This is a genomic window from Enterococcus sp. AZ048, assembly GCF_051715125.1.
Lineage (GTDB): Bacteria > Bacillota > Bacilli > Lactobacillales > Enterococcaceae > Enterococcus_A > Enterococcus_A gilvus.
In genome coordinates this window covers 1,749,309-1,761,014 of sequence record NZ_JBIOTD010000001.1, presented here as the reverse complement: position 1 = coordinate 1,761,014, position 11,706 = coordinate 1,749,309, and the positions used below count along the sequence as shown (strand labels likewise).

The following is an 11,706-nucleotide window of genomic DNA, read 5'->3' as shown; positions in this document are numbered from 1 at the left end:
AGGTTAAAAAATGGACAGATTAGTAAATTCGATTGAACAGAAATTGATGCCCTTTGCGAACAAGATTGGAACGCAGCGACACATGATGGCGATCAGGAAAGGAATCGTCGCGACGATGCCGTTGACGATCGTCGGATCATTCTTCACGATCTTTTTAAACTTCCCAATTCCTTCAGTTGCTGCAATGATTGAACCGTATTTAGCAATTTTAGACATTCCTTTTCGTTATACAGTAGGTATTTTGGCACTTTACGCAACATTTGGGATCGCATCTCAATTGGCGAAGAGCTATAAGGTCGATTCTCTGACAGCGGGCATTTTGTCTGTGATGGCTTTTCTCGTAACAGCGGCTCCGCCGATTCGAGTATTTGACAATGTGGAGGGTGTCATTGATGCAGGACGGTACTTGAACATTGCCAATCTTGGCGCGGCTTCATTGTTTGGGGCAATTGTGACAGCACTCATTTCTGTTGAAATCTATCGTATTTTTATCGAAAAGAACATCACGATCAAAATGCCGGATGGGGTTCCGCCAGAGGTAACGAACTCATTTATGGCATTGATTCCTGGGGGCGCGATCTTAGTTCTATTTTGGGTGATTCGACACATGATCGGATTTGATATCAATGGGTTCTTGAGTAATTTATTAATGCCGTTTAAAGATGTGTTAGCTGGGAATAGTTTGTTTGGTGGTTTGTTGACTGTATTCTTGATTTGTTTCTTCTGGGTGTTAGGGATTCATGGACCAGCGATCATGGGACCGGTTATTCGTCCATTCTGGGAATTATCGATTGCTGAAAATATGGAAGCTTTTGCGGATGGTGCAAGTGCAACTGCAATGCCAAATATCTTTACGGAACAATTCTTACAATGGTTTATCTGGATTGGTGGCGCGGGGACGACCTTGGCATTAGTCGTATTCTTTATGTTCTCAAAATCGAAATACTTAAAGAGTTTAGGACGTCTATCTTTCTTGCCGGGCTTATTCAATATTAATGAACCGATGATTTTTGGGGCGCCGATCGTCATGAACCCGTTATTGGGAATTCCATTTATCGTAGCACCGTTAGTGACAACAACCCTTTCTTACTTCTTAACCATTTCAGGGGTGATCCCAATGATGGTCGCTCGTTATGGCTTTACCATTCCAGCACCGATCGCCGCTTGGATGAGTACGGATTGGAGTATTGCCGCAGCAATTCTGGTCATTGTGAACTTCCTGATCTCCATGGCTATCTATTATCCGTTCTTCAAAGTGTTTGAAAAGCAGCAATTGGCACGTGAAGCGGCAGAATTGGAAGCGGAAGAGAAAGCGAAAAAAGAAAAAGCTGCAAACTTACAAGGTGCAACTTCGAATTAGAAAAGAATTATTCAATCGTAGAAAGGAGAGAGGATGGTCAAAGGACTATCCTCTTCGGTGATACTATGAACTTTATTTATTTGATCCTTCTTTTTCTAGCGAGTCATATTTATCTGGAAAAGGGAAAACTACCAGCAAAACTTGAACAGATGAAACTTCGCTACATTTTACTTGGTTCATTGGCAACTATCCTGTTTGCCGTAGTACTAGGTGTAGCGCTGAATATTGCGTCTTTCTTAGTAATGACAGTCACTATTTGTACTGCGTCATTGATTGCGTACAAATACCGGTCAAAAATCGATGAGATGGAAAGAGGAAAAAGTGTATGAAACGTGTATTAGGAATTTCGGTTTATCCGGATCATAGTGATATCAACCAGGATAAAGCGTACATTGAATTGGCCCATAAGTATGGCTTTGGTCGTATTTTTATGAGTATGCTGGAAGTCACTGAAGGCAAAGAGGTCGTTAAAAAGAAGTTTAAAGAACTGATTTTCTTTGCGAAGGACTTAGGCTATGAAACGATCTTAGATGTTGCACCGAATATTTTTGAAGAACTGGGAATCTCTTATGATGACATGAGTTTCTTCCATGAATTAGGAGCAGACGGGATTCGTTTAGACTTGGGATTTGATGGAAACAAAGAGGCGATGCTCACGTACAATCCCTTTGGTGTAGCAATCGAATTGAATATGAGTAATGATGTGGCCTATTTAGATAACATCCTGACCTATGAAGCCAATACGCCTTATTTGTATGGGTGCCATAATTTTTACCCTCAAGAGGGAACTGCACTGCCCTTTGATTTCTTTGTAAAATGCAGTGAGCGTTTCAAAGCTAAGGGTATACGAACGGCAGCCTTTGTGACTTCACAAGTAGGAACGATCGGACCATGGGACATCAATGATGGGTTGCCAACTCTAGAGATGCACCGTCATTTACCAGTGGAAGTTGCGACAAAACACTTATTTGCGACAAAATTGATTGACGATGTGATCATCGGAAATGCCTATGCCTCCGAAGAAGAGTTGAAGGCAATGGGCGACGTCGATCGTTACCAAACAGAATTTTCTGTCGAATTTGTTGCAGGAATCAATGATGTAGAAAAGCAGATCGTATTGAATGAACAACATTACCGTCGTGGGGATATCACGGATCAAATGGTTCGCTCAACATTCGTTCGTAAAAAATATGGTCAAGAAGCAAATGCTCCCCATGACAATGAGATCGAATTTCAACCGGGGGACATCGTGATTGGAAACGATGACTTTGGCAAATACAAGAATGAGCTGCAAGTGGTGCTAAGCGCCCATAAAGATTCACGCAAAAATAAAGTCGGACAGATTGTTGCAGATGAGCAACTCTTATTACCGTTTATTCATCCTTGGTCAAAATTCAAATTTACAGAAAAGTAGGAACGCGAAATGTTGGATTTAGTTGTACGAAATGGCAAAACGATTGACGGAAAGAAAATGGAAATTGGTATTTCTGATGGCAAAATAGTCGCAGTAACAGAAAAAATTGATCAAGAGACCCGCAAAGAAATTGTTTTGACAGACGATCAATATATTTCTGCCGGATGGATCGATGATCATGTTCATTGCTACGAAAAAATGACACTGTATTATGATTATCCAGACGAAGTTGGCGTCAAACGAGGCGTAACGACAGTGATCGACGCTGGAACGACAGGCGCTGAAAACATTGGTGACTTTTGTGAGTTAGCAAAAAAATCTAAAACCAATGTTTATGCATTGCTGAATATCTCGAAATGGGGGATCGTTGAGCAGGATGAATTAGCCGACTTAACGAAAGTCCAACGGGATGCAGTAAGGACAGCGATAGAAAAATTCCCCGAATTTATCGTTGGGTTAAAAGCTCGCATGAGTAAAACGGTGATTGGTTCAAGCGGCATCGAGCCTCTTCGGTTAGCAAAGCAATTTCAACATGAATACGGCGAGTTGCCGCTGATGGTACATGTCGGCTCCGCACCACCTGAATTGTCCGAAATTCTGGATCTGATGGAAAAAGGTGATGTGCTGACCCACTGCTTTAATGGAAAAGAAAATGGTATTTTTGATCGAGAGAAACAGCAAATCAAGGATTTTGTATGGGATGCATATACGAAAGGCATTGTTTTTGATATAGGTCATGGGACAGACAGCTTTAATTTTGACGTGGCGAAACAAGCGTTGCGTGAAGGAATGAAGAGCACATCTATTAGTTCAGATATTTATGTTCGAAATAGGGAGAATGGGCCGGTTTACGATTTAGCAACGACGATGGAAAAACTTTTCGTAGTAGGGTATTCTTGGGAAGAGATCCTTACGCAAGTGACAGAAAGACCTGCTGAAAATTTCCATTTGACTACTAAAGGGAAATTAGCTGTGGGCTATGATGCAGATATGACGATCTTTACGATCAAACATTCAGAAAAAGAACTGATCGATTCCAATGGAAACACGCGTAAGGCGAGTCAGGAGATTCTTCCTATGGAAACGATCATTGGAGGTCAGGTCTATGACAATTAATTTCGACAAACTTGGATTAAAAGAAGTCATCAATGCTTCTGGGCGCATGACGATTTTAGGCGTTTCAAAGGTATCTGAGTCCGTAATGGCTGCTCAGCGGTTTGGCGGCGAGCATTTTTTTGAAATGGCGGATCTAAGCGAAAAAACCGGCGCGTATATCGCAAACCTTTTGGATGTGGAGGATGCACAGATCGTTTCTTCTGCTTCAGCGGGAATTGCTCAGAGTATTGCGGCGATGATCGGTCAAGGAGCGGTCTATCATGCCTACCATCCTTACACGAAAAAAATCACGAAGCGGGAAGTCATCTTGCCTAAAGGACACAATGTGGATTACGGGACGCCTGTTGAAATCATGGTAGAACAAGGCGGCGGAAAAGTTGTCGAAGCTGGTTATGCCAACATGTGTTCAGCCGAGCATCTGGAAATGATGATCAGCGAAAACACCGCGGCTATTCTCTATATAAAAAGCCATCACACGGTTCAAAAAAGTATGCTGAGTGTGGAAGAGGCGGCGGAAGTTGCGAAGAGAAATCATGTGCCATTGATCGTGGATGCGGCTGCTGAGGAAGATTTATTCTTCTATTATAAAGCAGGTGCTGACCTAGTTATTTATTCTGGAGCAAAAGCGATCGAAGGACCGAGTGCCGGCTTAGTGATCGGAAAGAAAGCACTAATTGAATGGGTTCGCCTTCAGGGTAAGGGAATCGGCAGAGCGATGAAGATCGGCAAGGACAATATCCTTGGCTTTACGCAGGCGATCGAAGACTATTTAACAAACGGCAACGAATCGGGTAAATCAATGCAGGAACGATTAGAACCATTTACGAAAGCAATCAATCAAATCAATCATCTAACCGCTACGGTCGTTCAAGATAGTGCCGGACGGGATATTTATCGAGCAAGTGTTCACGTATCGGGAGAGCATTCAGCGAAGGATGTCATCGCAGCGTTGAAAAAGGAATCACCAGCGGTCTACACGAGAGAATATCAAGCCAACAATGGCATCATTGAATTTGATATTCGCTCGGTGGACGAAGAAGAAATGAATAAAATCGTGTCGCGTTTGCACGATATTATGGAATAAGAGGGGATCAGGAAATGTCAGTAGAACCAAATTATTTAGAGGATCGAATTTGTTTAAATGTTTTGGCGAATTCTGTTGAGAATGCCAAAGCTTGCTATGAAGCGGCGGAAGGAAACGTGGTTTTAGGCGTACTGTCGAAAAATTACGAGAGTGATGAAGCAGCCATCAAAGATATGAAAAAATATCAGGAGGCAACGAACAATGCCCTGTCTGTTGGTCTAGGTGCTGGGGACCCGAATCAGAGTCGAATGGTCTCGCGTATTTCTGGTGAGCTTCAGCCGCAACACGTGAATCAGGTATTTACTGGCGTGGGGACCTCAAGAGCGCTGTTGGGTCAAGAAGAAACGATCATCAACGGATTGGTTTCGCCAACAGGAAAAGTCGGCTATGTCAATATCGCGACAGGGCCTTTAAGTTCAAAAGGGCCAGAAGGCGTCGTGCCGATCGAAACAGCGATCACGTTGCTTCAAGATATGGGTGGTAGTTCAATCAAATACTTCCCAATGAAAGGATTGGCCCATAAAGAAGAATTTAAAGCAGTTGCGGAGGCGTGCGCCAAACATGATTTCTATTTGGAGCCTACTGGCGGTATTGATTTAGAAAATTTTGAAGAAATCCTTCAAATCGCTGTTGATGCAGGTGTTAAGAAAATTATTCCGCATGTCTACAGTTCGATCATTGATTCTGAAACAGAAGACACACGTCCTGAAGACGTAAAACGATTGCTTGAAATGTGTAAAAAAACATTGGCTTAAAGAAGGAGCAAAAACGATGAAATTTGCGGCTTTTGGTGAAGTGATGCTGCGATTGTCACCACCGGAGTATTTATTGTTAGATCAGACGAATGAATTGCGGATGGATTATACTGGGACGGGTGTCAATATTATGGCTAATTTGGCGCAATTTGGCTACGATTCTTCGTTAGTGACCGTGCTTCCTGAGAACCGTCTGGGACAGGTCGCTAAATCAGCGTTGGCAAAGTATGGAATCAAAACAGAGCTGTTGTCATTCGCCCATCATCATATCGGCAGCTATTTTGCTGAAAATGGGTATGGACAACGTCCAACACACGTTACGTATCAAAATCGTCACCATAGTTCCTTTGGTGTCAGTGATCACACAGCCTATAACTTTGAGAAGGTGGCGGCTGAAAATGATCTGATCCATATTTGTGGAATTTCTTTGAGCTTGACCGATGCTACTCGGGATGCCGCACATACATTAGCACAAGAGGCTGCTAAGGCAGGAAAAAAAGTCTGCTTTGACTTTAATTTCCGTCCCAGTCTGAACACAGAACCGAATAAATTGGCTTTTATGAAAGAACAGTACGAGAAAATCTTGCCTTATTGCGCTATTGTTTTTGGCAGTACGAGAGATTTGCTGGACCTGTTACAAGTCCCAAAAACAGGATCAGAGGATGAGATGATTTGGCAATTTATGGAAAAATACGCGATTGATTGGTTTGCCGGGACACGAAGAACGACTGCGGACAGTCGCAAACAAATGCAAGGATTTTTATATACTCGTAAAGAGCGTGCAGTCAGTGCTGTGAGAGACCTGGTTGCTTTGGATCGGATTGGCGCTGGCGATGCTTATGCAGCAGGAATCTTAACGGGATATGCTGAAAACTGGCCCTTAGTCGAGACAGTTGAGTTTGCAACAATGAACGCGGTGTTGGCGCATACGATCCATGGTGATGTGCCGTTGACAACAAAAGAACAGGTTTTCACAGTATTAAAAAATCCTGAAATCGATTTGATCCGATAAACACGAAGTGAATCTTCGGGAAAAGAATGAGTGGCATTTTGCCAGTCATTCTTTTTTTGCTTATTAGAAGGATAAAAAAGAAATTTTAGGCTTTTCTAAGGATATTACAGTTTTTTTCCGTAATGATGCGGAAGTTTTAATGTTGAACCGTAACCGTTTACATTCTATTCTTGGAGTGTACTAAGAACGAGAGACAACAAAAATAGGAGCGTGGGTAAGATGAAAAAAGCATTGATTATTTGTGCAGCAGGAATGTCTTCTTCAATGATGGCAACCAAAACAACGGATTACTTTAAACAGAATGGAAAGGACATTTTTGTGGATGCCGTTTCAGCAACAGAAGGCGACAATATGATAAAAACGAGTAATTTTGATTTATTCCTGATCAGTCCTCAAACAACCATGTTTTTGGATAAATTTGTTAAGCTAGGAGATACCGTCGGTAAGCCTGTAGTAAGCATCCCATTTCAAGCGTATGTCCCGATTCCTACTGGGATACAGAAAATGGCTGAGGTTATCGAGGAAAATATTTAGCTGGGAGAGAGTAAGATGAAACAGAAGGAAAAAGCTTTGTTGAATCGTTTGATCGATCATAAGAATGAATTTGTGACCAGCAAAGACTTAGCTTCTGAATTGTCGCTATCCGATCGTACGGTTAGAAATTATTTGCAAGATTTAAAAGTGCTGGTGGAAAAAAACGGAGGAGAAATTCTAGCAAAGCAGGGACAAGGCTATCAATTGAGAATTGTTCATAAAATGGTTTTCGATTTATTTTTGAGTCACGAGAACTTAGTAGATCCCTTTTATAGAAATGCGAGTGAATTTTCCGAAGTGGAGGATCGGCAAAAATATATTTTGAATAAGCTATTACTTGAGGATCGAGTAATTGTTATAGATGATCTAGCGGAAGAACTTTTTATTAGTCGGTCGAGTTTAGCGAAAGATATCCAAGAAATAAAAGAGAAATTACAAGAATATTCTCTCGTGATTGTGTCAAAACACGGCAAAGGTTTCTGGGTAGAAGGTGAAGAAAGAAACAAACGACACTTTATCATGGATACACTTTTCGGCAAAACGTATGCCAACTCAATGAAGGAATATTTAGGAAACAGTCATTTTTTTAATGAAATTACGTTTGAAGAATTGACGATCATTATTTTAGATGAGACGCGAGAGGCAAAGCTAAAAGTTTCTGATGTGGTGATCCAAAATTTGGTCTTGCATCTTTCTTTAGGAATCAAACGTATGCGCGAAGGCTTTGAGATCAAAGATTTAGGACTGCAGCAAGATTTATTAGGACGAATAGAATACCAAGTGGCAGAAAAAATCGTTGAACGAATTGAAACGGTCACCAATGTGGTTTTTCCGATCGAAGAGGTGTCTTATCTAACGATCCATCTGATGGCAAAATCCAACCACGAGGCAACAACAGAGAACCAAGAACTTTCTTATGAATTAGACAACGTCATCCAAAGTATTTCTCAAGTGATCGGCTATCCGCTGATGGAAGACTATCAGTTAAAAAGCGGGTTGCTGGGGCATTTAGGTCCTTTGCTGATTCGATTAAATCGCGGAATCACCTTAGACAATCCTTTAACGACAGAAATCAAAGAAGGCAATCCAGAAGCATTTGAATTAACGAAGCATTATTTTGCTGAAATGCCGATGCTGAAAAAATTTGTTATTAGTGAGGACGAATGGGCCTATCTTGCGCTCCATTTGCTGGCAGCTTTAGAAAAGGTCAAAGACACACATAAAGTGCGGGCGTTGATCATCTGTGCAACAGGGTACGGCAGCGCACAATTGTTGAAGAACCGAGTCTCGAATGAGTTTGGCAAACATATAACGGTCGTCAATGTGAAGGGCTACTATGAAATCAACGAAGCGACGTTGAAGGGCATCGATTTGATCATCTCTTCTGTGGATCTATCAACCATGGTCTTTAAAGTTCCTGTGTTGCATGTCAGTGTCTTTCTAAATGATGAAGATGTCCATAAAATACGTAAATTATTGGATCGTCTGATTTCACGCCCTACAAGGATCGAAGAAACCCATCGTTTGCCGCTTAATGAGCGGAAACGCTATTTTGAAACGCAATTATCAGAACAATTTTTCAAAAGATACGAAACAGCGCCCACGAAGGAAAGTGTCGTGGATGATTTATTAAATGTGTTAAGTGTGAATGAAGAAGCAAACTATCCAATAAAAATGAAGCAGCAGATTTCGCAACGGGAGATGATGGGACAGATCGTGTTTAGTGACACCGTGGTCGTTCCCCATCCAGCGATTCCAGTAGGAGTGTCGACGAAGATTGCTGTTGCCTTGATTCCTGAAGGGATGACGTGGGATGAGAAGGAAACGGTGAATTTTGTCTTTCTGATCTCGCCTTCATATATTGAAAATGAGGGGATCACGGTTGTGACAAAAGCAATTGTTCAGTTGGTCGATCGGCTGGATATACAGCAGGCAATTTTAGCTGAACCAACATTTGAAAACTTTAGTAATGAACTTATAAAGATTATTTGATAAGGAGGGAGCCATGTGGCTGAACAAATGAATAGTGAAGAATTACAGGTAGCCGCTTTTGAAATTATTCTTCACAGCGGAAATGCACGAACGGTCATTCATGACGCATTCGCTTCGATGCGCAAAAAAGAAGATGAGAAAGCGAAGGAACAATTGGAGGAAGCCAACGAGCAGCTTTTGAAGGCGCATAAAGCTCAGACACAGCTTCTGAAAGATTATGCCGGCGGGAAAAAAATTGAAATGGAAATAATCATGGTCCATGCACAAGATCACCTGATGACGACAATGACGTTGTTGGAAGTCGCCAATGAGATGCGCTATTTGTATCAGCAGCGCACGGAATGAACGGAGGGACACTATGAATGAGGATAAGAAAAAATTGCACATGGAAAAGCAGCAATTTAGTTTAAAAAATATGTACTTTAACCGTTATTTGATCGTGCGGTATTTGACAGCACTGTTCTTTTTTATCAATCTTTACTGGCTGATCTGTCTGTCATTGTCAAAAAGTATCTGGCTCTGGCTCCCGTTAGCGTTGATCGTCGGAGTGATCCCAGTAGCTGCGGAACAGTTTCAATTGTATCGCAAGCATCAAAATAATGTGCCGAATACAGATCGCTACTTCCTCATTCAAGGAATACTCAACCTCGTTTTGATGTTCGTAACCGTAACGCCGTTGTTTTCTGGATTCTTTCCTTTTATGAATGATGATGGGCAAGGACGTGTGTTTATTTCTGTATTAATGGCTAGCGGATTACTCCTGTGTGTGTTTGTTCGGAGACGCTTAAAAAGAATTCGTACCAATCGTGACAAGCATTATGATCGCATTCAGCAATACGAAAAAGCAGTACAATAAAGAGAGGAGCACAATGAATGTTTAATTTCTTGCAGAAGTATTTAATGGGACCGATGGGTAAAATTGCCCAGTTAAAAATTGTCCGTGCCGTTATGGCGGCTGGGATGGCATCGATTCCCTTCACGATCGTAGGGTCCATGTTTTTAGTTTTAAATGTTTTGCCCGTATCTTTTCCATTTTTAGAGGGATTTTTTAACGCGACATTTTTTAAAATAAGTGATCTCTATATGATCGCCAACACAATGACTATGGGAATTCTTTCCGTTTATTTTGCAATCGTTTTCGCGTATGAGTTAACCTCTATTGAAAGAGATGAACAAAACATCAATGTCAATCCATTGATGGGCGCGTTATTATCAGTATTTGCCTTCTTTATGTGTATACCAGAATTAATTCTCGACGGAGGGAAAATTAGCTTAGTTTCTTCAATGACAGATACAGAAACAATCGTCAGCGGGATTCGTATGGGAGCCTTTGTGGATAGACTGGGGACTTCCGGTATCTTTACGGGAATCATCATGTCGATCATCGCTGTTGAATTGTACTGCATGTGTGTAAAGAGAAATTGGATCATTAAAATGCCGGACGTAGTGCCGCCAGGTGTGTCACGTTCCTTTACAGCATTGATCCCAACCTTCGTCATTGCGTTTGTCGTAATGATCATCAATGGCGGTTTAGTTGCTCTTGGAACAGATATCTTCAAAATGATCGCGATCCCATTCAGCTTCGTAACCAATTTGACAAATACATGGCTTGGAATCATGGTCATTTATTTCTTGATCCATGCACTTTGGATCGTTGGGATTCACGGGGCAAACATCATTACGTCTTTCTTAACACCGATCGTGCTGGCAAATATGGCAGCAAATGCAAACGGTGCCAACTTCCCGCTCGCTGGTGAATTTAACAATTCGTATGTTACTGTTGGGGGATCTGGAGCAACACTAGGGTTGATTATCTTTATCGCCTTTATGGCTAAATCGGACCAATTGAAAGTTTTAGGAAAAGCATCGTTGGTTCCAGGGATTTTCAACATCAACGAACCGATCATTTTCGGGATGCCGATCGTCTACAATCCTTATCTTGCGATCCCATTCTTTTTAGCACCTATGGCCTCAGCGTCACTTGCGTATTTCGCAATCAAATTAGAGATCGTTCGACCAATGCTGGCCCAAATGCCATGGCCGTCACCAGTAGGACTCGGTGCCTTTGTTGGTAGCGGGGGCGACTGGAAAGCAGCGGTATTGGCAGTGTTATGTGCGGTATTGGCCTTTGCGATCTGGTTCCCATTCATCAAGTTTTATGACAACAGATTACTTGAAGAAGAAAAAGTAAAAGCAGCAGAACTTGCCGCAAATCAAGCATAATCACTTGTTGCAGAAGCAGCGTTTAAAGATCCTTGGTGAACCAAGGGTCTTTTTTTTATTTCAATTTTTAGTACAGAATTTTTAAAACTGGTGCGCGTCTGCCCCATACTTCTGATACAATAATTATAGACAGACGAAAGCGCTATTTTTAGTGAGAGTTAGATTAGGAAATTGACTATGAAAAGGAAGGAAGTGAAAGGATAACTATTTGTGAAA

At 41.7% G+C, this 11,706-nt stretch carries 12 protein-coding genes; all 12 read left to right on the top strand.

Annotated elements, in window-relative coordinates; all coding sequences use genetic code 11:
* Positions 1-10: 10 nt before the first annotated feature.
* Positions 11-1,360 (top strand): PTS sugar transporter subunit IIC, encoded by a 1,350-nt coding sequence (locus tag IGI66_RS08600; protein ID WP_010780449.1) that lies wholly within the window; start codon positions 11-13, stop codon positions 1,358-1,360.
* A 65-nt stretch (positions 1,361-1,425) separates the two neighbouring features.
* Positions 1,426-1,689, top strand: a complete 264-nt coding sequence (locus tag IGI66_RS08595) for a hypothetical protein (protein ID WP_431379625.1) — start codon at positions 1,426-1,428, stop codon at positions 1,687-1,689.
* Positions 1,686-2,774 (top strand): DUF871 domain-containing protein, encoded by a 1,089-nt coding sequence (locus tag IGI66_RS08590; RefSeq protein ID WP_010780451.1) that lies wholly within the window; start codon positions 1,686-1,688, stop codon positions 2,772-2,774. Before IGI66_RS08595 ends, IGI66_RS08590 begins: the two co-directional genes overlap by 4 nt.
* Before the next feature lie 9 nt (positions 2,775-2,783).
* Positions 2,784-3,890: an amidohydrolase/deacetylase family metallohydrolase gene (locus IGI66_RS08585; RefSeq protein ID WP_438848519.1), complete on the top strand. Its 1,107-nt coding sequence runs from the start codon at positions 2,784-2,786 to the stop codon at positions 3,888-3,890.
* The gene (locus IGI66_RS08580) at positions 3,880-4,974 is read left to right on the top strand and encodes a DgaE family pyridoxal phosphate-dependent ammonia lyase (RefSeq protein ID WP_438848517.1); all 1,095 of its coding nucleotides are present in this window, start codon (positions 3,880-3,882) and stop codon (positions 4,972-4,974) included. The genes IGI66_RS08585 and IGI66_RS08580 overlap by 11 nt, the downstream gene beginning before the upstream one ends.
* 14 nt (positions 4,975-4,988) lie before the next feature.
* Positions 4,989-5,729 carry a 2-dehydro-3-deoxy-phosphogluconate aldolase gene (gene dagF / locus IGI66_RS08575; protein WP_438848515.1) on the top strand — a complete coding sequence of 247 codons (741 nt, stop codon included), beginning with the start codon at positions 4,989-4,991 and terminating at the stop codon, positions 5,727-5,729.
* A 16-nt stretch (positions 5,730-5,745) separates the two neighbouring features.
* The gene (locus IGI66_RS08570; protein ID WP_438848513.1) at positions 5,746-6,741 is read left to right on the top strand and encodes a sugar kinase; all 996 of its coding nucleotides are present in this window, start codon (positions 5,746-5,748) and stop codon (positions 6,739-6,741) included.
* Positions 6,742-6,960: 219 nt separating this feature from the next.
* The gene (locus IGI66_RS08565) at positions 6,961-7,275 is read left to right on the top strand and encodes a PTS cellobiose transporter subunit IIB (protein ID WP_438848511.1); all 315 of its coding nucleotides are present in this window, start codon (positions 6,961-6,963) and stop codon (positions 7,273-7,275) included.
* A gap of 15 nt (positions 7,276-7,290) precedes the next feature.
* Positions 7,291-9,267 carry a BglG family transcription antiterminator gene (locus tag IGI66_RS08560; RefSeq protein ID WP_367378075.1) on the top strand — a complete coding sequence of 659 codons (1,977 nt, stop codon included), beginning with the start codon at positions 7,291-7,293 and terminating at the stop codon, positions 9,265-9,267.
* Between the two features lie 15 nt (positions 9,268-9,282).
* The gene (locus IGI66_RS08555; protein ID WP_314578887.1) at positions 9,283-9,612 is read left to right on the top strand and encodes a PTS cellobiose transporter subunit IIA; all 330 of its coding nucleotides are present in this window, start codon (positions 9,283-9,285) and stop codon (positions 9,610-9,612) included.
* 13 nt (positions 9,613-9,625) lie between these two features.
* Entirely contained in the window at positions 9,626-10,123 is a 498-nt protein-coding gene (locus IGI66_RS08550) for a hypothetical protein (protein ID WP_010780459.1), read from the top strand.
* Positions 10,124-10,140: 17 nt separating this feature from the next.
* Positions 10,141-11,490, top strand: coding sequence for a PTS cellobiose transporter subunit IIC (gene celB / locus IGI66_RS08545; RefSeq protein ID WP_438848508.1), 1,350 nt, complete (start codon positions 10,141-10,143; stop codon positions 11,488-11,490).
* Positions 11,491-11,706 lie beyond the last annotated feature (216 nt).